20 protein-coding genes and 3 pseudogenes are annotated in these 19,095 nt (G+C 70.0%); 13 read left to right on the top strand and 10 right to left on the bottom strand.

Features of this window, described 5'->3' with window-relative positions; all coding sequences use genetic code 11:
- Window positions 1-41: 41 nt before the first annotated feature.
- Window positions 42-821: a polysaccharide deacetylase family protein gene (locus tag IG78_RS0119235; RefSeq protein ID WP_030564818.1), complete on the bottom strand. Its 780-nt coding sequence runs from the start codon at window positions 819-821 to the stop codon at window positions 42-44.
- 316 nt (window positions 822-1,137) lie between these two features.
- Here IG78_RS0119235 and IG78_RS0119240 point away from each other — a divergent pair, with 316 nt between their 5' ends.
- Window positions 1,138-2,025, top strand: a complete 888-nt coding sequence (locus IG78_RS0119240) for an SDR family oxidoreductase (RefSeq protein WP_030564821.1) — start codon at window positions 1,138-1,140, stop codon at window positions 2,023-2,025.
- 93 nt (window positions 2,026-2,118) lie between these two features.
- On the opposite strand, the pseudogene IG78_RS0119245 reads toward IG78_RS0119240, so the two are convergent.
- The 3 genes and pseudogenes from IG78_RS0119245 to IG78_RS0119255 form a co-directional block, all read right to left on the bottom strand.
- Window positions 2,119-2,655: pseudogene (locus IG78_RS0119245) on the bottom strand (sigma-70 family RNA polymerase sigma factor); the annotation flags it as partial.
- A gap of 279 nt (window positions 2,656-2,934) precedes the next feature.
- Complete coding sequence (locus IG78_RS0119250; protein WP_030564825.1) at window positions 2,935-3,351, bottom strand: VOC family protein; 417 nt, start codon at window positions 3,349-3,351, stop codon at window positions 2,935-2,937.
- A gap of 5 nt (window positions 3,352-3,356) precedes the next feature.
- Window positions 3,357-3,854, bottom strand: coding sequence for a helix-turn-helix transcriptional regulator (locus tag IG78_RS0119255; protein ID WP_030564827.1), 498 nt, complete (start codon window positions 3,852-3,854; stop codon window positions 3,357-3,359).
- 146 nt (window positions 3,855-4,000) lie between these two features.
- On the opposite strand from IG78_RS0119255, the gene IG78_RS49240 reads away from it, so the two are divergent.
- The 4 genes and pseudogenes from IG78_RS49240 to IG78_RS45925 all read left to right on the top strand — a co-directional run bounded on the left by IG78_RS49240 (window position 4,001) and on the right by IG78_RS45925 (window position 6,536).
- Window positions 4,001-4,165 (top strand): hypothetical protein, encoded by a 165-nt coding sequence (locus IG78_RS49240; protein WP_157855810.1) that lies wholly within the window; start codon window positions 4,001-4,003, stop codon window positions 4,163-4,165.
- 165 nt (window positions 4,166-4,330) lie between these two features.
- Window positions 4,331-4,816: a cation:proton antiporter regulatory subunit gene (locus IG78_RS0119265; RefSeq protein ID WP_030564830.1), complete on the top strand. Its 486-nt coding sequence runs from the start codon at window positions 4,331-4,333 to the stop codon at window positions 4,814-4,816.
- Between the two features lie 7 nt (window positions 4,817-4,823).
- Window positions 4,824-6,152: a cation:proton antiporter gene (locus tag IG78_RS0119270; RefSeq protein ID WP_225882113.1), complete on the top strand. Its 1,329-nt coding sequence runs from the start codon at window positions 4,824-4,826 to the stop codon at window positions 6,150-6,152.
- Window positions 6,145-6,536, top strand: a pseudogene (locus IG78_RS45925) (hypothetical protein). Before IG78_RS0119270 ends, IG78_RS45925 begins: the two are co-directional and overlap by 8 nt.
- Window positions 6,537-6,613: 77 nt before the next feature.
- Here IG78_RS45925 and IG78_RS0119275 read toward each other — a convergent pair.
- Window positions 6,614-6,862, bottom strand: a pseudogene (locus tag IG78_RS0119275) (SDR family NAD(P)-dependent oxidoreductase); the annotation flags it as partial.
- A gap of 174 nt (window positions 6,863-7,036) precedes the next feature.
- The gene (thrC, locus tag IG78_RS0119280) at window positions 7,037-8,113 is read right to left on the bottom strand and encodes a threonine synthase (RefSeq protein WP_225882114.1); all 1,077 of its coding nucleotides are present in this window, start codon (window positions 8,111-8,113) and stop codon (window positions 7,037-7,039) included.
- 65 nt (window positions 8,114-8,178) lie between these two features.
- Here thrC and IG78_RS0119285 point away from each other — a divergent pair, with 65 nt between their 5' ends.
- Window positions 8,179-9,000: a MurR/RpiR family transcriptional regulator gene (locus IG78_RS0119285; RefSeq protein WP_051852763.1), complete on the top strand. Its 822-nt coding sequence runs from the start codon at window positions 8,179-8,181 to the stop codon at window positions 8,998-9,000.
- Window positions 9,001-9,077: 77 nt separating this feature from the next.
- Here IG78_RS0119285 and IG78_RS0119290 read toward each other — a convergent pair whose 3' ends face one another.
- Together IG78_RS0119290 and IG78_RS45930 are read right to left on the bottom strand one after the other, a co-directional pair.
- On the bottom strand, window positions 9,078-9,953 hold the full coding sequence (locus IG78_RS0119290; RefSeq protein ID WP_030564840.1) for a phosphorothioated DNA-binding restriction endonuclease: 876 nt from the start codon (window positions 9,951-9,953) through the stop codon (window positions 9,078-9,080).
- A 338-nt stretch (window positions 9,954-10,291) separates the two neighbouring features.
- Window positions 10,292-10,597: a helix-turn-helix domain-containing protein gene (locus IG78_RS45930; RefSeq protein WP_318657870.1), complete on the bottom strand. Its 306-nt coding sequence runs from the start codon at window positions 10,595-10,597 to the stop codon at window positions 10,292-10,294.
- A gap of 187 nt (window positions 10,598-10,784) precedes the next feature.
- On the opposite strand from IG78_RS45930, the gene IG78_RS0119300 reads away from it, so the two are divergent.
- From IG78_RS0119300 to IG78_RS0119320, 6 genes are all read left to right on the top strand, one after another.
- Window positions 10,785-11,369, top strand: coding sequence for a sporulation delaying protein family toxin (locus IG78_RS0119300; protein WP_157855811.1), 585 nt, complete (start codon window positions 10,785-10,787; stop codon window positions 11,367-11,369).
- Window positions 11,370-11,451: 82 nt separating this feature from the next.
- Window positions 11,452-12,084, top strand: coding sequence for an SdpA family antimicrobial peptide system protein (locus tag IG78_RS0119305; protein WP_030564843.1), 633 nt, complete (start codon window positions 11,452-11,454; stop codon window positions 12,082-12,084).
- Window positions 12,078-13,070, top strand: a complete 993-nt coding sequence (locus tag IG78_RS0119310; RefSeq protein WP_051852764.1) for a sporulation-delaying protein SdpB family protein — start codon at window positions 12,078-12,080, stop codon at window positions 13,068-13,070. The genes IG78_RS0119305 and IG78_RS0119310 overlap by 7 nt, the downstream gene beginning before the upstream one ends.
- Before the next feature lie 89 nt (window positions 13,071-13,159).
- Complete coding sequence (locus IG78_RS52675) at window positions 13,160-13,354, top strand: PLDc N-terminal domain-containing protein (protein ID WP_078965243.1); 195 nt, start codon at window positions 13,160-13,162, stop codon at window positions 13,352-13,354.
- On the top strand, window positions 13,351-14,331 hold the full coding sequence (locus tag IG78_RS42280; RefSeq protein ID WP_063760769.1) for an ABC transporter ATP-binding protein: 981 nt from the start codon (window positions 13,351-13,353) through the stop codon (window positions 14,329-14,331). The genes IG78_RS52675 and IG78_RS42280 overlap by 4 nt, the downstream gene beginning before the upstream one ends.
- A complete protein-coding gene (locus tag IG78_RS0119320; protein WP_030564850.1) occupies window positions 14,328-15,089 on the top strand; it encodes an ABC transporter permease in 762 nt (253 codons plus the stop codon). The genes IG78_RS42280 and IG78_RS0119320 overlap by 4 nt, the downstream gene beginning before the upstream one ends.
- Window positions 15,090-15,503: 414 nt before the next feature.
- On the opposite strand, the gene IG78_RS0119330 is transcribed toward IG78_RS0119320, so the two are convergent.
- Complete coding sequence (locus IG78_RS0119330; protein ID WP_078965245.1) at window positions 15,504-16,685, bottom strand: magnesium and cobalt transport protein CorA; 1,182 nt, start codon at window positions 16,683-16,685, stop codon at window positions 15,504-15,506.
- Window positions 16,686-16,953: 268 nt separating this feature from the next.
- Between IG78_RS0119330 and IG78_RS0119335 the strand changes: the two genes are divergently transcribed.
- Window positions 16,954-18,138 carry a winged helix DNA-binding domain-containing protein gene (locus IG78_RS0119335; RefSeq protein WP_030564855.1) on the top strand — a complete coding sequence of 395 codons (1,185 nt, stop codon included), beginning with the start codon at window positions 16,954-16,956 and terminating at the stop codon, window positions 18,136-18,138.
- 31 nt (window positions 18,139-18,169) lie between these two features.
- Here the strand turns inward: IG78_RS0119335 and IG78_RS0119340 are convergent, their stop codons facing one another.
- Complete coding sequence (locus IG78_RS0119340; protein WP_030564857.1) at window positions 18,170-19,048, bottom strand: helix-turn-helix transcriptional regulator; 879 nt, start codon at window positions 19,046-19,048, stop codon at window positions 18,170-18,172.
- Window positions 19,049-19,095: the final 47 nt, after the last annotated feature.

Consider the following 19,095-nt stretch of genomic DNA (forward strand, 5'->3'; position numbering starts at 1 on the left):
CCATGTGCGGCCTGGGGCAGACAGGCCCTAGCAGACAGGCCCTAGCGGTAGACCTTGCCCGCCTCGGCCTTGCCGGGGGCGAGCAGTTGCGGCACGGTCACGAAGACGTACCCGCGCTTCTTCAGCTCGTCGATGATGCCCGGCACCGCGGGGACCGTGCCCTTGTAGATGTCGTGCAGCAGGATGATGCCGTCCCGGCTCGACTGTTCGAGGACCCGCTTCTGTATCAGCGCCGGGTCGTTCGTCGTGTAGTCCTTCGCCGTGACCGTCCACAGGATCTCGGACAGCCCGAGCTCGCGCGAGATCTTGTTCACGGTGTCGTTGGTGCGGCCCTGCGGCGGGCGCATCAGCGTCGGCTTCTTGCCTATGAGCTTCTCGATCGCCTTGTTGGGGCGCTCCAGCTCGGCACGTGCCTCCGCCGGCTCGATCTTGGTGAGGATCTTGTGCGACCAGGTGTGGCTCGCGACCTCGTGCCCCTCCGCGTCCATCTGCTTGACCAGCTCGGGGTACTTCACGATGTGGTTCTTGCCGAGCGTGAAGAACGTCGCAGGTACGGCCTTCTGCTTGAGGATCTTCAGCAGGCGGGGCGTGTTCTCGCTCGGGCCCGCGTCGAAGGTCAGCGCGATGCACTTGGCCTTGCGGCAGTCCACCGTGCCGAACTTGCCCTGCTCGGCGGTGCTCGCGTTCGCCGCGTCCTTGCGGACGGTGCTGGGGGAGACCGTCTCCAGCTTGGTGCAGCCGGTCAGGGCCACGGTCGCGGCGAGTGCGGAGAGCCCGAGAAAGGTCGTACGGCGGTGCAACCTCGTCATGGGCTTCCGCATCTTGTGTATGGCGAGCATGGGTGCACTATACACAGGGTGTATAGCTCGGGTGCTGACCGCCCCCCCCGGGCACGGTCGAGGCTCGTGTGCCGCGGGAGGCGCGGGAGCGCGTGAGGCGCGCGGGTCGCGGAAGCGGGTGAGGCGCGCGGGTCGCGGAAGCGGATGAGGCGCGTGAGGCGCAGCGACCCGGGGGTGCGTGACGGCGTCAAGGGGACGGGGGTGTGGGACGCGATCGTCTGGGCACTCGACGCGGAGCGGACAGACAGGAAGATTCCGCCCTATTGCCCCTCCGATCCGACCGAGGAGAACCGGAGCGATGAAAGACGCCGGACGCCCCGACGACCCGACGACCGCCCACCCCCGCCCCGACTTCCCGCAGCAGGAACAGGAACACCCGGGCTGGACGGGACCCATGGACCCGCCGCCGGACCACGGCGAGGACTCCTACCGGGGCAGCGGCCTCCTGCGGGACCGTGCGACGGTCCTGACCGGCGGCGACTCCGGCATCGGCCGTGCCGTGGCCCTCGCCTACGCCCGCGAGGGTGCCGATGTGCTGTTCACCCACCTGCCCGAGGAGGCGGAGGAGGCGCGCGAGACGGTCCGCCTGGTCGAGGAGGCGGGCCGCACCGCCGTGGCGATGCCCTGCGACCTGCGCGAGGAGGAGCAGTGCCGTGCGGTGGTGGAGCGTGCCGTCGCCGAGTTCGGGCGCATCGACGTCCTGGTCAACAACGCCGCGTACCAGATGTCGCAGCCGGACGGGATCGGCGCCATCACCACCGAGCAGTTCGACCGCGTCGTCCGCACCAACCTGTACGCGATGTTCTGGCTCTGCCGCAGCGCCGTACCGCACATTCCCGCGGGCGGCTCCATCATCAACACCACGTCCGTGCAGGCCTACAAGCCGAGCCCGCACCTGCTCGACTACGCGATGACCAAGGGCGCCATCGTCACCTTCACGCAGGGCCTCGCCCAGATGCTGGCCGAGGACGGGATCCGGGTGAACGCCGTGGCGCCCGGCCCGGTCTGGACGCCCCTGATCCCCGCGACGCTCCCCGACACCGCGGAATTCGGCAAGCAGGCGCCGCTGGGGCGGCCCGCTCAGCCCGCCGAGATGGCACCCGCGTACGTCTTCCTCGCCTCGTCCCAGGCCGGGTTCATCACCGCCGAGATCCTGAACGCGACGGGTGGCACTCCGCTGCCCTGACCGGCCCGAAGGGCGACGGGCGGGGCCCTCGACTTCCCAGGCAGGCAGTCGACGGCCCGGCCCGGTCGCTCCGGCCCCGCCTCCTTCGCCCGGTCAGGAGGCGATGCCCAGGACCTCGGCGCGCACCTTGCGGCACGACTTGGTGATGAGACGCGAGACGTGCATCTGTGAGAGGCCGAGCTCCTCGGCGATGCTGCTCTGCGTCATGTCGCGGAAGAACCGCAGGTAGAGAATGGTCTGCTCGCGCTCAGGCAGCCGACTCAGGCCGTCCCTCGCCCCCTGGCGGTCGACGACCAGGTCGAATCCGGGGTCGGAGTCGCCGAGGGTGTCGGCGAGGCTGTAGCCGTCGTCCCCGGCGGCGGTCATCTCGGCGTCCAGGGACAGGGACCGGTAGGCGTCCAGGGCTTCGAGGCCGTCGCGGACCTCCTGGGGGGCGAGTTCGGTGTGCTCGGCGAGCTGGGTGACGGTGGGTTCGGGGCTGCCGGGGGTCTGGGTGAGTTCGCGGCGTGCGTAGCGGATGCGGTTGCGCAGGTCCTGGACGCGGCGGGGGACCCGTACGTCCCAGGTGTGGTCGCGGAAGTGGCGGCGCAGTTCACCGGTGATGGTGGGCACCGCGTAGCTCTCGAAGGCGGCGGTGCCGGTGGGCTTCGTGGCTGTGCCTGCGGGCTTCGTGGTGGGCATGAATCGCTCCTCGGCCGTGTCGACGTATGGGGTGTCGCGGCACGGCCGTGCGCACAGCCCGGCAGGGGGCGGTGCGCGAGCGGTGAGAACCGTCCCGCGAACGCGCCTCCTGTCCGAAGCACGATGATCGCCTGCCCCTCGTCCGGCACGGCAAACGGGTCGGCGTGCTACCGATGGTGAACGTCCGGAATCACTGCCTCCCGAGTCGCTCCCTCCCGAGTCACTGCCTCACTGCTTGCGCGGCTGGGTGAAGCGCAGCATGTTGCCGGAGGGGTCGCGGAAGGCGCAGTCGCGGACGCCGTACGGCTGGTCGACCGGTTCCTGGAGAATCTCGCCGCCCGCGGCACGGATGCGCTCGAAGGTGGAGTCGCAGTCGTCGGTGTGGAAGATGACCCCGCGCAGCAGGCCCTTGGCGAGGAGCTCCGCCATGGCCTGCTTGTCGGCGGCGGACGCGTTCGGGTCCGCGAGCGGCGGTTCGAGGACGATGTTCACGTCGGGCTGCGCCGGGGAGCCTACGGTCACCCACCGCATGCCCTCGAACCCCACGTCGTTGCGCACCTCCAGACCGAGTACGTCACGGTAGAAGCCGAGCGCCTTGTCGTGGTCGTCGACGGCGATGAAGCACTGCGAAAGCTTGATGTCCATGTGCCTCACGCTACGGGCGGCCACCCGGGACGCGCTTCTCCGATCCTGACCGAAGTCGTCTCTTCGCCCCCGAGCGGAGTCGTCCCGGCCGGAGTCGTCCTGACCGGAGTCGTCCTGACCGGACGCGTGTAGATCTTGGCGACACAGGCCGGGACACCGGCGCCGTCGCCGTGGTCCCGGGACCGGTACGCGCTCGGGCTCTCGCCGACCAGCTCGGTGAACCGCGAGCTGAACGACCCCAGTGACGTACAGCCGACCGCGAAGCAGACCTCCGTGACCGACAGGTCTCCCCGGCGCAGCAGCGCCTTGGCCCGCTCGATCCGCCGCGTCATCAGATAGCTGTACGGCGTCTCCCCGAAGGCGGCGCGGAAGCTGCGGGAGAAGTGTCCCGACGACATCAGGGCGTCGCGCGCGAGGGCCGGCACGTCGAGGGGCTGCGCGTAGTCGCGGTCCATGCGGTCACGGGCCCGGCGCAGCCGAACGAGGTCCTCGAGCGATGTCACCTGAGCAGGATCCCACAGGGCCTCAAGGCGGTCGCTGGTATCCTTTACTGAGTCATTACGCTCCATTGAGCGGACGTGCGCTCATTTTGCGAGCGTACGAGGCGTACGGACGTACATCCGTACCGGCGGGTAGAGGGGGCGCGGCCATGGGGGCACATCTCTCCGTCCTGGACGTCGCGCCCGCGCCCACCCGCGCGGTCCGCCGTCCCGAGGTGCGGACTCCCCGAGCGGCGCGTGCCGACAACGCCGCCCGCGACGGCGTTCCTGAACCCGGCGGCCGCGAACGCTGCTTCGGCGAGCGGCGCCGCTGACGCGTCCGGGTTCCGGGCGCAAGGGACTCACGGCACCCGGCATCCGATGCCGGTTGCCCGACGCCCGTTGCCCCACCCCCGGCAGGAGCGGAACGCGGTCGTACCCGCCCGGGTAGACGTTGCCTGTCACCCGTACGCCACACAGGCTTCTCTCTGGAGCACGCCATGGAGCACCCGGCTCACGTCAGCAAGACCGCCCTGCCCGGGGTCGGCACGCGCTACGACCTGCGGACGGAAGCAGGCCCGCACCTGTCGGTCGTCGTCCGCCAGGACGGCCGGCGCGTGCTCGCCTTCCACGACCCCGAGGACGACGACAACTGCAAGGAGGCAGCTCCGCTCGCACCGCACGAGGCCACCGCCCTCGCCAAGCTGCTCACGCCCGACCCGGTCGCGCACCTCCACCAACACCTGGAGATCGACCTGGTCACCGAGCACGTCCCGGTCACCAAACGGTCCCCGTACGCGGGCCGCACGCTGGGCGCCACCCAGGCCCGCACCCGCACCGGGGCGTCCGTCGTCGCCGTGCTGCGCCGCACCGCCGCGGTCCCCTCGCCGACCCCCGACTTCCGGTTCGCCATCGGCGACACCCTCGTCGTCGTCGGCACCAGGGAAGGCGTGGACGCCGTCGCCGAACTCATCACCGGAGGATAGAGAACCCGTGCACGACACCACTGCCATGCTGATCGAGCTCGGGTCGATCATCCTCGGTCTTGGCGTCCTCGGGCGCCTCGCGGGACGGATGGGCTTCTCGCCGATACCCCTGTACCTGCTCGCCGGGCTCGCCTTCGGCCACGGCGGCATCCTGCCGTTGCGGGCCAGCGAGGAGTTCACCGCCACCGGCGCGGAGATAGGCGTCATCCTGCTTCTGCTGCTGCTCGGCCTCGAGTACAGCGCCTCCGAACTCGTCGACAACCTCAGGACGCAATACCCCTCAGGGGCGGTCGACTTCGTCCTGAACGCGGTGCCGGGCGCCGCCGCTGCCCTCGTCCTCGGCTGGGGTCCCGTCGCGGCCGTGGCCCTGGCCGGAGTCACCTGGATCTCCTCGTCCGGCGTGATCGCGAAGGTCCTGGGGGACCTGGGCCGCCTCGGCAACCGCGAAACCCCGGTCGTCCTCGGCGTCCTGGTGATCGAGGACCTGGCCATGGCCCTCTACCTGCCGATACTCACGGCGCTGCTCGCGGGCGTGAGCCTCGCGGGCGGTGCCCTCACCCTGCTGATCTCCCTGGGCACCGTCGGTGCCGTCCTCTACCTGGCCCTGCGCCACGGCCGCCTCATCAGCCGCGCGGTGTCCTCCGACAACGCCGAGATGCTGCTCCTTGTGGTCCTCGGCCTGACGCTGCTCGTCGCGGGCATCGCCCAGGAGCTCCAGGTGTCGGCGGCCGTGGGGGCGTTCCTCGTCGGCATCGCGCTCTCCGGTGAGGTGGCCGAGGGCGCGAGCACCCTCCTCACCCCGCTGCGGGACCTGTTCGCCGCCGTCTTCTTCGTCTTCTTCGGCCTGTCCACCGACCCCGCGGACATTCCGCCGGTGCTGCTGCCCGCCCTCGCCCTGGCCGTCGTCACGACCCTGACGAAGATCGCCACCGGCTGGTACGCGGCCCGCCGGGCAGGAGTGGGCCGGGCGGGCCGCTGGCGCGCGGGCGGCACGCTCGTCGCCCGGGGCGAGTTCTCCATCGTCATCGCGGGCCTCGCGGTCGGCGTGGAACCCCGTATCGGCCCGCTGGCCACCGCGTACGTCCTGATCCTCGTCGTACTCGGCCCGCTCACCGCCCGCTTCACCGAGCCGCTCGCCCGCCGCGTCACACCCCTCGTCACCGGCCGCGGGACACCGCCGGGGTCCGTGGCGGCGGCCGGGCGCCGGCCGGAGGGCCCACCTGGCGGCCGTCCGGTGGAAGAATCCATCCGCCTCCGTGACCCGCGCGAACGCCTGCCGGTCACGCGGGAGGGAGCGGCAGGCGGAGACGGGAGAAAGGACCGTGAGCATGATTGAGTGGGTGCGGCTCAGTACGGGCGCGAGGGCCGTTCCACAGCCCGTCGCCACCCCCTTCGTCTGGTCGGCGGCGTTCGTCGGCGCCCTGTTCCTGGTCTCCCTCTCCAACCACCTCGGCGGCCACGGGGAACCCACGGCGGCCCTCATCGCCCTGTCCCTCCTCGCGGCCCTCCTCGGCCTCTGCGCCCGCTTCACCGCCGCCCCGGCACCGCCGTCCTGTGCTGGCTGTTCCTCAACACCTTCGGCATCCCACCCGCCGGCCGACTCGACTGGGCGGGCCACCGCGACACCGCGTGGCTCGCGTGCCTGCTCGCGGCGACGGTGGCGGGGACGGCGGTGGCCCGGGTGGTGAACGCGCGGGCCGCGTATCGCAGGGTCAGTTAGGCCCGCGGGGTGCGCGACGACCCCCCGGTCTCCAAGCGGTACCGGCACTCCAGCGCCGTCACCGAGTACCGGTCCGGTCAAAGGCGTGGACCGAGGAAAAGGCCACCGCTCGCATCGATGACCTGGCCGGTGATCCAGCGAGCGGCGTCGGACGCGAGGAAGGCGGCCACGTCGGCGACATCGTCGGGTCCGCCCAGTCGGTCGAGTGCCGTCATCGCGGCGATCTGTTCGGTGAGGCCCGGTACGTCGAAGACGGCTTCGTTGGCCGCCGTCCTGGTGGCTCCGGGGGCGACGGCGTTCACGGTGACACCCCGGGGCCCGAGTTTTCAGCACCCACCGTCAGGACACCGAACCCGCCGTCAGGACAGGAAACCCGCCGTCAGGACTGGAACCCGCTGCCAGAACAGGAACGTCGCCGCAGGTGACGGAACTGGGCTCCCGCAGAGGGCAGGGCGTCGGCTGCGGGGCGACGTCGAACCGGCCCCGCGGCCGACGCTCCGTCAGCCGTCCACCAGGGCCGCGGGGAAGAGAGCGCGGGCGACTTCGGAGGCGGACGAGCTGGTCTCGACGGGGGTGTAGCCGTCACGCAGGGAGGCGTCCTGGTCCTTGAGTCCGTTGCCGGTGAGGGTGACGACGACGGTCTGGCCCGGAGTGAGCAGGCCGTGGGAGTGCCGGTCGAGGAGCCCGGCGACCCCGGCCGCCGACGCCGGTTCCACGAACACGCCGTCATGGCGGGCCAGCAGCCGGTAGGCGTCGAAGATCTGCTCGTCGGTGACGGCGCCGATCAGGCCCTCGGACTCGTCGCGGGCCTCTACGGCGCCCTGCCAGGTCGCGGGGTTGCCGACGCGGATCGCGCCCGCCGCGGTCTGCGGCTCGGCGATGGGCGCCCCGTGCACCAGCGGGGCCGCTCCTGCTGCCTGGAACCCCCACATCCGCGGCAGCCCGCCGATGCGTCCCGCGGCGCGGAAAGTCCGGTACCCGCGCCAGGTCGCGGTGATGTTGCCGCCGTTGCCGACCGGCAGGCAGTGGATGTCGGGGGCGGCGCCGAGCGCGTCCACGGTCTCGTAGGCGACGGTCTGCTGACCGGACAGGCGCAGCTCGTTGCCCACACTGTTGACGAGTGCGACCGGGTGGTGGCCGGCCAGGTCGCGGGCGATGCGCAGGCAGTCGTCGAAGGTGCCTGCCACTTCGACGATCCGTGCGCCGTAGCGGACCGCCTGGCCCAGCTTGCCCCGCGCGACGCGGCCTGCGGGGATCAGGACGGCCGAGGCGATGCCCGCCCGCGCCGCGTAGGCGGCAGCCGAGGCGCTGGTGTTCCCGGTGGAGGCGCAGACGACGAGTTCGGTGCCCTCCTCCGCGGCCTTGCTGATCGCCACCGTCATCCCGCGGTCCTTGAAGGAGCCCGTGGGATTGGCTCCCTCGACCTTGAGCCGGACGTCGCAGCCGGTGACGTCCGACAGATGGCGGGAACGCAGCAGTGGGGTGTTGCCCTCGTGGAGGGAGACGGTCGGGGTGCGGTCGGTGACCGGCAGCCAGCGCCGGTACTCACTGTCGATCAACCCTTGCCAGGTTTCCATGACCGGGAACGTAACATCTGTTTCACCTACACAGTCAAGCCCCTCTTCATGTAACATTCGGTGCTATGGATCCCGTGGTGTCCCGACTCGAAGCCGCCTACCCCAAGCTCCCCCCGGGCGAGCGCGCGGTCGCCCGGATCATCCTGGACGACTATCCCTTCGCGGCGCTGAACTCGCTGCGCACGCTCGCGGACCGGGCCGGGGTGAGCCCGCCGACCGCGTCCCGGCTGGTCGACCGGCTCGGCTTCGGCTCCTTCACCGAGTTCCAGACCCTCGTACGGACCGGCGCGCAGGACCGGTCACGGCTGCGCGAGTTCGCGGACCGAGCCTCCGATCCAGGCAGTGCCGCACGCGAGTTGCAGGACGGCCTGTCCAGCGCACTGGCAGCCGTGAACCCACCCCTGCTGGACTCGGCAGCCGACACCCTCGCGACCGCCCGAACGATATGGGCGCTGGGCGGCCCGCTGAGCGAACTCGCCGCCGACTACCTGGTCCGGCAGTTGGGCGCGCTGCGGCCAGGGGCCCGACTCGTCCCGGGGCCCGCGCACGAACGAGCCGGATCGCTGCTCGACATGACGTCCCAGGACCTCGTGGTCGCCTACGACTTCCGCCGGTACTCGGCCCGGACAGCCGCCTTCGTCCGGGCCGCACGCGAACGCGGTGCACGGCTGCTGCTCGTCACGGACGCCTGGAAGTCACCCCTGGCCGAGCACGCCCAGACCCTGATCCCCCTGCCCCGTGAGGCGGCCGGACCGATCGCCCCCCTGACCCACCAGATCGCCGTGACCGAACTGCTGCTCGTCGCGGCCGCGTCCCGCCTCGACGCCGCGGCACGCCTCACCGAACTGGACACACTCACCGCCTCGCTCCGACGGGAGGAGTCGTAGGGCGCACGCGGGGCGACCCTGCCGCAGAGCCTTGGCCGTGGGCAGCCTGGTTCGGGCAGCCTGGTTCGCCAGCCTGGTCATGATCGGCGGAAGACTTGGCGGGTGTGCCAGGAGCGGTGGGACGCGGCGATGGGCCGGATGCCGGGCTCTGGGCCCAGGAGGGGGCGGCCGGCGAGTGCTGTGACGTGGTCGCGGGCGGCGGGACTGCGGCCCGCGAAGCGCTGGGAGACCAGGATGCGGTGGCCGTCGCCTATGCCGAGGACGCCCCTGTCGAAGAGCTTGTGGTGCAGGGAGCACAGACACAGTCCGTTGTCGATGTCGTCCGGGCCGTCGAACGCCCACCAGCGCACGTGCGCGGCCTCAAGCCCGACGGGCACGGTGCCGAGCATGCCGTCGTAACCGCAGAAGGCACACCGATACGCGTAGGCGGTCAGTACGATCTCCCGCAGCCGCCGATCCCGCTGCCGCCTCCCGGGAGCCACCAGCGCCTCCGTTTCCGCCAACTCCAGTTCCAGGCCCACCGCGTCGCACAGGTCCTGGTGCAGCGAGGGCGGGAAGTGCAGGTCGAGGAGGACCCTGGCCATGCGGCCAAGCAGCGACGGTTCCCGCCCGAGCACCACCCGCAGGCCCGGGGCGAGCCGCCCGGCGGCCCCACTGGCCCGCAGCTCCCGTACACCGGTGCCGGGGCTGCCGCCGCCGCGGTCGGTCCGTACCTCCCACACCCCGTCACTGACCAGGTGGTGGAAGGGATAGGCGGGCGTGGTCGCGCGCGCGGGACCGTACTCCGCCAGCAGCCGCTTCAGATCCGCCTCCACCGCCGTGTACGGCAACTCGCCCTCGGCGTCCGCCTGGAAACGGCCCAGCGCGTACAGCAGCAACAACGGTTTGTGCGGCGCCCGCACACCGTCCCGACTCCACTGCCGCAGCCCCGCGACGCGCTCCAGCCAATCCATGACGGTGATCGTAGCGATGCCTCGCTGCGCATCACGGCGTACGGTGAGGCGACTGCACCCGCACACTCTGCTCACCACTACAGCGAGCCCTGCCTGCTCCGGGTTGTGTGCCGCCGGGGAAGCCGAGCTGCGGTACGGAGCAGCGCCTCAGCGTTTCCTCGCGGAGCGCGTTCGTGCAGGAGGAGTGGCCCCGGAGGATCCGGTGAAAGAAAGACCGGGAATCCCGCTTCCGGTGTTCCGATGGGAAAGCAGGCGAGCGAGGTCCGGGCGAAGGCAGCCGATCCACGGAGTGGCGGCGGTGATGCCCGGCCACACGGTGTCCGCGTCCAGGGGGACGCTCACGCGTGGGGGTAGGGATGGCTTGCCGTGCACAAGCAGAGGCGGTCCGAGTGGAGCACGGCGATCAAGGCGGCCTCGTACCGTGACTTCAGGGAAAGCTTCTCGATGATCCGCGCTATGTGTGCTTTCACTGTACGTTCCGTGATGCAGAGTATTTCAGATATGTTGCGATTACTTGCACCACCGCCCAGGAGCGAAATCACTTCCCGCTCCCGTTCTGTCAGGGCTGCCACATCCCTTTTTTGGAGATCGTCGCGAAGCGGCGGGCGGGTCCGGCCTTGCCGCCTCCCTCGCAATACGGGCACATCGGGCAAAAGATGCAAAGAATCCTAAACGCTATTCAACATTAACTATGCAGTGCCCGAGGAGGTGCTGCCCCCTCGGGCACTGTCCCTTCGGGCACTGTCCCTGCGGCCACTGTCGACGGTGGAGGCGCGCGAGTAAATTGATTCGCCTGGTCAGTGATCCGTCCATAGGGAGGAGAAAACACACGTGTTGAATACCTCAAGGTTCTCAAAGAAATCCATTGCCGGCGCCGTGAGTGGAGCGATGCTTATCGGAGGAATTTCGGCTGGGATCGCCTACGCCGACTCGGGCTCTGATGGTGTGGCTGTACGGAGCAGCGCGAGCAAGTTCGATCAGAAGACCATCTTCCGGGGCGTGTTCTTCGGGCACGGTCCGGCGGCGAAGGAACTCTCCCGGTATTTCGGGAGTGCTGCCACGGAGACCGATAAGACGCGCGCGGCCGAGAACCGTGTCATGGCCGAGATCGAGCGGCGCTCCCCGGGGACCGTCGGTGACCTCGCCGCCGCGGTGTCCAGCGGATCCCATGTCCGTACGAAGCAGGAACTGCTGAAGGCAGGCCAGACGGTCGAGGCCGTCGCCAAGGACCTGAGCACCGGCGAGCCCGCGGACGAGAAGCAAAGGGGCCAGGCCATCGTAGTGGCTCTTCCGGTGGCGGCTGCGGTAGTCGTCGTGGTGTGGAAGTGGGTGAAGGTGAAGAGCATCGCCCCGGACAACGCATCCGAACTCAAGGTCGACGGGCTTGTGCACGACATGGTGACCAAGCTCCGGTGAACCCACTTGGTCCTGGTCCTGTGGGGGTGGCGTCATCGGCGCCCCCGCAGGACCGTCGTGTTCCACGATGGGGAGAGGAGCCATGGAGTCGGACAGCCGGAACTCGTGGATGCCGGTGAGCGAATCAGCACCGAGCCGGGCCCAATTACAGGTCAGGGGTGTTCTCGTCCTCCTGGTGGTCGGCGTGTTCTCCGTCACCGGCCTCTACGTCGTGGACGCGGCCGTTCCGGGGAGCGCGATGAGCCTTCCCGGGCAGCAACGGAAGCACGTGCAGACGGTGCTCCCGGAAGGATGGGCGTTCTTCACCCGGGACGCACGCGAAAAGGACCTGTACGCCTGGAAGTACCGCGACGGCAGCGGATGGGGCCAAGCCGGGAACAGGCACCACCAAGCATCCCCGGTCAACCTCTTCGGAGTGCGGCGCTCACGGAACTCGGACGGCATCGAGATGGGCCTGATCTACACGGAAGCACTGCAGCGCAAAGCCAGGTGGGTGGACTGTGCGCTGGGCGGGGCGACCGACAGCGAGAAGGATGTGCTCACTGACTGTGCATCGGGGCGAAGTGCTGTCGAGGTACGCAACCCCACGCCCGGGCCGGAGTTGTGCGGCACGGTCGCCATCATCAGGAGAGCGCCGCAACCATGGGTGTGGGCGGCGCACGGTGTCGACGAGCAGATGCCCATGCAGCTCCTCCGGTTGGAGGTCGGGTGCTGACGCGCGACACGCTGGCCGGCCTCGGCGCGCGCATGACGCGGCTGACATCACCTTCGCCGATCACCAACGTGTATGGCTGCGCCCGCACGCTGCTGGCCGTCGGTACGCTCCTCACTCTCGTCGCCAACTCGACCGATACGCTGTTCGCTCCGGCCTCGGGCGTAGGACCGCCACCGCAGTGCGAGGGCGCCGCGGGAGCCTCGATCTACTGCGTGTCGCCCTCTTTGGACCTGGCCCGATGGCTGTCCATTCTTGTTCTCGTGGCGGCGGCCAGTGGATACTTCCCCCGCTGGACGGCCATACCCCACTGGTATGTCACCTTCAGTTTCCAAGCCTCTGCCACGACGCTTGACGGAGGTGATCAGGTCGCGGCTGTGCTTGCGTTCCTCATCGTGCCGATCGCCCTGTGCGACAGCCGGCGTACCCATTGGGATCCACCGAAGAAGATCCCGGAATCTTCGCAGCCGCTCTGGACGGGCGCCATGGTCACACTTGTGACCGTGTGCGTCATAAGGATCCAGGCAGCCGTTCTCTACTTTCAGGCCGGTACGGCGAAATTCGGTGTACGTGAGTGGGCAGACGGAACCGCGATGTACTACTGGATGACGGATGAGACATTCGGTGCCCCGCCGTGGCTTTCCTGGATGTTCGACCCCCTCATCCATCACGGGACGCCACTGACTATCTTCACCTGGTCCATGATGGTGGGCGAAATTATCCTTGCGCTTGCCCTGATCCTGCCGCAGGCGTATTGGAAGTACTTCCTAGTGGGTGCCGTGGTCTTCCATGCAGGCATAGCCCTGGTCATCGGGCTTTTCACCTTCGCCTGTTCCATGGTTGCTCTCGACATCATATTTCTGCATTCCTGTCGCCATCCGATCACATGGCCCAAGTGGCTGCCTCGGCCTGTGGCAGGAAACAGACAGGCGCGTTGGCCGGATACATCACCTGTCAGTGATCCGGTCCGAGAGCCCTCCGTCCGCTGACCCACGGTGGTAGAATTTCGTCCGTCTCGATCAGGGCTGGTGGGGAAGCGGTTCGGTGGGTGTCGCAGCACCCGGGGAGGCGTACGGTCATGGACGGAAATCTATGGGGCGCACTGTTACCGCTCATTGTTCTCGCGGTGGCTTTCCTGGTGTATTGCCTGGTCGATCTCGGTAAATCGAAAAGCACGCGACATCTGCCGAAATGGCTCTGGGCCGTGGTGTGTCTGATATCTGTTCCCATGGGGGGAATCCTTTATCTGGCGATCGGCCGAGAGAGCCGATGACCGGCTCCCTGGCGACCTTCACCACCACTGGGCTGTCCCGGGACTTCGGCGGTGTCGGTGTTTTCGACGTCGACCTGTCGATCGACCGGGGGAGTGTCTACGGCCTGGTCGGCAAGAACGGAGCCGGCAAGACGACGCTGCTGTCCATGTTGGCCGGCCTCATCGCACCTGACGCCGGCTCCATCGGGCTGACGAGCGCCACCGTCGCGATGTGCCCTGACGTGCCGGAATTCGAACCCTGGCTGACAGCGGCAGAGGTCGTCGTACTCTCCGCGAAGCTGACCGGCGCCGCGGCGGCCACGCGGGCCGCCGCGCGCGGCCAGGCGCTGGAGTTCCTCACCCTGGTCGGCCTGGAAGCGGCGGCCGACCGCCGCGTCGGCGGGTTCTCCCGCGGCATGGTGCAGCGGCTGAGCCTGGCCGCCGCACTCGTCGTCGGACCGGATCTCCTCATCCTCGACGAACCGACCTCCGGCTTGGACCCCGAAGGCAGAAGGCGGACTCTGGACCTGATTCAGGACCTGCGAAGAGAGTCCACGGTCATCTTGTCCAGCCACATCATTCACGACGTGGAAACCGTCTGCGACGGACTGGGGATCATGGACAGGGGGCGTCTGATTCTTCAGGGGCGTACACGTGACATCGTCGACGCGCATGTTCATCCTGTATGGCGCGTACGACTGAGCCACCCGGAAGAGACGCGCGTGCTGCTATCGGCATTGCGTACGGAGAAGTGGGTGACGGCCGTCGAGGAGGAGGGCTCGCGCTCGCTCCGAGTGGAAGCGGAGACCGTCCACCACGGCGCAGTCGGGATTCCGAGGGTCGTGGCTCGAGAGTCGTGTGCGCTGACCGGACTTGAGACGGTAGGTGCTGATCTTGAGTCGGTCCTGCTCTCCGTATCGTCCGGAGACGCAGCCGCACCCCTGCGTGCCGACGGAGCCGAAGCCCTTGGCGACAACCCATCCCGGAGGGCGACATGACGATGTGGCGGCTTGAGGTGCTCCGCCTCACGCGGACGCGTCGCGCTCTGATCCTGGGTGTCGCCTTCGTCTTTCTGGGCTGCAGCGCGCCACTCCTGGAGTACTTCGCCGACGACATCGTCTCCAGTGCGGCCTCGGATGGCGTTCACGTCGAGATGCCGCCCCCGTCCCCGGAAGACGGCATCGGATCGTACGCGAGCAACATGCAGCAGCTCGGCCTGATCTGTGTCGCGGCCGTCGCAGCGGCATCGCTGTGCCTCGACGCGCGGCCGCAGACCTTCCTCTTCTACCGGCTGAGAGTCTCCAGAAAGAGCGACATCCTCATCCCTCGCTACGTAGTGGTCACCGCGGCCTGCATCGTCGCCTACCTCCTCGGGCTCGTCGGCGCGGGGTACGAGACGGCCGTCCTCATCGGTGACCCGGGAATTCCCCGCACACTGGAACACGGCGGCCTGGTCTGCCTCTACCTGGCGTTCGCCGTCGCGGTCGTGGCTGCTGTGGCCTCCGTACTGCGGAGTGTCTTGGCGACAGTCGGCTGCTCCCTGGGCCTGCTCCTGGTGGCCTTGCCGGCCCTCTCGGCCGTGGACGAGCTCCAATCATGGACACCGCAGACCCTTGCGGGGAGCGCCGACCCGCTGCTGTCCGGCAAGGAGGGCCTCCACGAGTACGCGCTGCCCGCGGCGGTCTGCGTATGCCTGACAGCGCTGCTCCTGACCGTCGCCGCCAGCCGGGTGCGGTTGCCTGTCACCAGGAAGTGAGAACCGTGGCAGGGAGCATCGCATGCGCATCCAACCGTCGCAGATGTCTGCTACGCGGGCGCTTCATAGGCCAATCAGCATGACGACGGCGAAAGTCGCGCAGCGACGGCCGCCATTGCGCAACTCCGTTGGCTGTCAAGGCCAATGCGCCTGCGCGACTGGCATGACGCAGGCGGGTACGGGCACCTGAACCATGTCGGTGTCGGCGTGCGTCTGCTGCGTGGAGGCTCGACGCAGGCCGTGGGGGAGCGGGGGCGTGAACGCGGCGGAACAGGGGGCAGGCGGCAGCGCGCAGGACCGTGGGGAGGAACCGGTCGGCACCTCGGCCGCCCAGCGTGCCGACTGGACCTAGCGGACCGAGATCGGGGTGGCGGTGCTGGCGGGCCTCGCGACGCTCTTGGAGCGGTCGACTGTCTACAGCCAGTCCCGCCGCTTGAAGATGAAGTACAGGCTCACACAGACCACGGCCATCAGGAGGACGGCGAAGGGGTAGCCGAAGGTCCAGTTCAGTTCTGGCATGTGGTCGAAGTTCATGCCGTAGATCGTGCCCACCAGGGTGGGGGCGAAGAGGATCGCCGCCCAGGAGGAGATCTTCTTGATCTCCTCGTTCTGTTCGAAGCCCGCCTCCGCCAGAGCCCGCATCTCCGCGTTCTGCTGCTGGGTGACCAGCGTGGCGTTGACGGTGAGGATGTCGGCCAGGGCCTGGCGGAAGCTGTCCACACGTTCGCTGGTGTGGGTCACGTGGTCGGCCACGTCACGGAGGTAGCGCTGGAGCTCCTCGTCCGTGCCGTACTTCGCGAAGCCCGCCATCAAGCCGTGCAGCATGCCCACCAGGGGGCGCGTCGCGCGCTGGAACTCCACCACCTCGCGGGAGAGTTCGTAGATGCGGCGGGACACCGACGGGTCGCCGCCGAAGACCTCGGTCTCGATCTCGTCGATGTCGTTCTGGACACCCGACACCACGGGGGCGTAGCCGTCCACGACCGCGTCCAGGATGGCGTACAGGACCGCCTCCGGGCCCAGGCGCAGCAGCTCCGGGCTCTCCTCCATCCGGTGGCGCACCGCCGACAGATCGGGGGCCGCCGCGTGCCGCACCGTGATGACGAAGTCGGCGCCCACGAAGATGTGCAGCTCGCCGAAGTCGACCTCCTCCGGCGCGTCCAGGTAGCGCGCCGCCCGCAGGACCACGAACAGCGTCTCTCCGTACCGCTCCAGCTTCGGGCGCTGGTGTGCCTCCATCGCGTCCTCGACCGCCAGCTCGTGCAGGTCGAACTCCGCTGCCAGGGAGAGGAGTTCCTGCTCCGTCGGGCGGGCGAGGCCGATCCACGCCATGCCGTCGGGCTCCGCCCGCAGGGCGCGGAACGTGGCCGCCAGGGAGCCGGGCGACGCCACATGTACGCCGTCCCGGTACAGCGACGCCTGCACCACGCTCGGGTCCGCCGCGAGTGCGGGCCGCTCGGGCCGCGCGTGCTCCGCGGAGTGCTTCGGTGAGTCCGCCGGTGGCTTCCCGCCGCCCTGCGCCGACTGCGAGGACGCTCGCCGCCATGAATGCTTGCGTGCCTGCTGCGGGCGGTGTGTCCGTCGCTCGGGGGTCACCTGTGCCCCTCCCGTGGTCGTTCGGTTCCGGCGTGCGTCGTTCGGCTGCGTCGTGCGTCGTGCGTCGTGCGTCGTGCTTTATGTGTTGTGCGTTGTGCGTTGTGCGTCATGTGTCGTGCGTCGTGCCGGTGTGCGGGGGCGCATGCCCGCGCCCGTGCTCCGTACGTCCCCGATCAGGGTATATGCGGTGGACGGACCGCGGCGCGACCCCCGTCGGCGCCGCCCTCGCGGACCGTACCCGTCCGCGACCGGCGCTAGCGTGCGGGGCATGACGAAGACCCCGGCCACCCCGGCGAAGCGCCCCGCGCGCGCCCCGGTGCTCAGCCGTCGCGCCCTCAACCGAGCCACCCTCGCCAGGCAACTCCTCCTGGAGCGCGCCGCCATGTCCGCCGAAGCGGCCCTCACCCACCTCGTCGGGCTCCAGGCGCAGAACGTCAAGCCGCCGTACCACGCCCTCGCCGCCCGTCTCGCGGACTTCGATCCGATGGAGTTGTCCGGGCTGATGGGCGAGCGGGCCGCGGTGCGCATCGTCACCATGCGGTCCACCGTGCACACCCTCACCGCCGACGACGCCCTGGTCCTGCGGCCCTTCAGCCAGGCCGCCCTCGACCGCGAGCTGCGGATGTTCCGCCGCGGCCTCGTCGGCGTGGACCTGGACCGGCTCGCCGTGCTGGCCCGGGCCCACGTCGAGGAGGAACCCCGTACCCTCGCCCAGCTCCGTACCGAGCTGCTGCGGCACTGGCCGGACGCCGACCCGCAGTCCCTCGGCATCGCCGCCCGCGCCAGGCTCCCGCTGCTCCAGGTCACCCCGCGCGGGCTGTGGCGCCGCAGCGGCCAGGTCGCGCTCACCACCGCCGAGCACTGGCTCGGCCGGGCGCTCGCCGACGACCCCGCCCCTGACGACATCGTGCTGCGCTACCTCGGCGCCTTCGGGCCGGCCTCCGTCAAGGACATGCAGGCCTGGGCGGGCCTGACCCGGCTCCGCGACGCCTTCGAGCGGCTGCGGCCCGGGCTCCGCGCCTTCCGCGACGAGCACGGCGTCGAGCTCTTCGACCTGCCCGACGCGCCCCGGCCCGACCCCGAGACCCCGGCCCCGCCCCGCTTCCTCCCCGAGTACGACAACCTGCTCCTCTCGCACGCCGACCGCACCCGCGTCATGGACCCCGTACACAAGGACCGCACCTGGACGGGGAACCAGCCGCACCGCACCTTCCTCGTGGACGGCTCCCTCGCCGGTGTCTGGCGTCTGGACGAGGACAGGGGCGGGGGCGGGACGGGCGTGCGGCTCACCGTGCAGCCCTTCGCGGAGTTGGACGGGCGACGGCGCCAGGAAGTCCTCGCCGAGGCCGAGCGCACGGCCCGGATGCTCGGCGGCGACGGCGACGGCGACGGCGACGGCGGCGCCACGTCGTCCTGCGACATCCGGTTCGGGGAGGTCCTCCCCGGGCGGTGAGCCGCGGAGCACCCGCCCCGGACTCGGGGACCTACGGCAGCACCCCCATGCGGCGCGCCACCACCACCGCCTCCCACCGCGTGTGCGCCCCGAGCTTCCGCATCGCTGAGCGCAGATAGCCCTTCACCGTCTCGGGGCGCAGGCCCAGGCGTTCCGCGGCCACCGCGTTGGTGACGCCGTCCGTCAGGCAGACCAGTACGTCCACCTCGCGCGGGGCGAGCCGCGGTGCCGCCGGGGCCGGTGCCGGTGCCGGGGCCGGTGCCGTCGGGGCGGGAGCCGGTGTCGCGGACGTCAGCCTCGCGCACGCCGCCAACAGCTCCTCCCGCAACGCGGGATCACCGATGCGCGGAGCCAGCGCACGCAACGCCTCGCGCGCCTCCCGTACCTGCTCCCACGCCCCGCTGGGGCCCGGCGGCAGCCCGGACGCCGCCTCCCGCGCCGCCGCCACGAGCGCCGCCGCCTCGTCCCGCACCACAAGGGCCTGCTCCACGTCCCGCGCCGCCGCCACGGCCGCCGCGAGCGTCCGGTCGCCCAGCGGGAGCGCGGTGCGCAGCGCGCCGTACAGCAGGCCGCGCACCCGGCGGCGTACCACCAGCGGCACGGCGAGCACCGCCCGCAGGCCCTCGGGGGCGACGACGGCGTCGTACTCGTGGCTGATCTGCCGCGAGACGCTGTAGTCCGTGACGGCGCAGGGCCGGGCGAGGGCCACCGCCTTGCCGCCGAGCCCGTTGCCCGCGCGGATCGTCAGGCCGTTCAAGGAGCGCGTCGCGGTGCCGTTCAGCTCGGCGATGCGTACGCACGACGCGTCGTCGACCAGGCCGCCGAAGGCCACCTCCAGACCCGTACCGCTGCGCAGCCGCTGCAGCGCGGCCCGCACCTCCGCCGCCTCGACGCCGTCCGCAACCGTCACGCGTCCGCCCTTTCCGGCTCCGGGCTCCGTGTCGCCCCGGGTCGCCG

The sequence above is a fragment of the Streptomyces aureocirculatus genome, from assembly GCF_000720475.1.
Taxonomy (GTDB): domain Bacteria; phylum Actinomycetota; class Actinomycetes; order Streptomycetales; family Streptomycetaceae; genus Streptomyces; species Streptomyces aureocirculatus.

Excerpts from the sequence above, each read along its gene's own strand:
- IG78_RS0119235 (WP_030564818.1), bottom strand. The coding sequence starts at position 821 with ATGCGGAAGCCCATGACGAGGTTGCACCGCCGTACGACCTTTCTCGGG.
- IG78_RS0119240 (WP_030564821.1), top strand. The coding sequence starts at position 1,138 with ATGAAAGACGCCGGACGCCCCGACGACCCGACGACCGCCCACCCCCGC.
- IG78_RS0119250 (WP_030564825.1), bottom strand. The coding sequence starts at position 3,351 with ATGGACATCAAGCTTTCGCAGTGCTTCATCGCCGTCGACGACCACGAC.
- IG78_RS49240 (WP_157855810.1), top strand. The coding sequence starts at position 4,001 with ATGGGGGCACATCTCTCCGTCCTGGACGTCGCGCCCGCGCCCACCCGC.
- IG78_RS0119265 (WP_030564830.1), top strand. The coding sequence starts at position 4,331 with ATGGAGCACCCGGCTCACGTCAGCAAGACCGCCCTGCCCGGGGTCGGC.
- thrC (WP_225882114.1), bottom strand. The coding sequence starts at position 8,113 with ATGGAAACCTGGCAAGGGTTGATCGACAGTGAGTACCGGCGCTGGCTG.
- IG78_RS0119285 (WP_051852763.1), top strand. The coding sequence starts at position 8,179 with ATGGATCCCGTGGTGTCCCGACTCGAAGCCGCCTACCCCAAGCTCCCC.
- IG78_RS0119290 (WP_030564840.1), bottom strand. The coding sequence starts at position 9,953 with ATGGATTGGCTGGAGCGCGTCGCGGGGCTGCGGCAGTGGAGTCGGGAC.
- IG78_RS0119305 (WP_030564843.1), top strand. The coding sequence starts at position 11,452 with ATGGAGTCGGACAGCCGGAACTCGTGGATGCCGGTGAGCGAATCAGCA.
- IG78_RS52675 (WP_078965243.1), top strand. The coding sequence starts at position 13,160 with ATGGACGGAAATCTATGGGGCGCACTGTTACCGCTCATTGTTCTCGCG.
- IG78_RS42280 (WP_063760769.1), top strand. The coding sequence starts at position 13,351 with ATGACCGGCTCCCTGGCGACCTTCACCACCACTGGGCTGTCCCGGGAC.
- IG78_RS0119320 (WP_030564850.1), top strand. The coding sequence starts at position 14,328 with ATGACGATGTGGCGGCTTGAGGTGCTCCGCCTCACGCGGACGCGTCGC.
- IG78_RS0119335 (WP_030564855.1), top strand. The coding sequence starts at position 16,954 with ATGACGAAGACCCCGGCCACCCCGGCGAAGCGCCCCGCGCGCGCCCCG.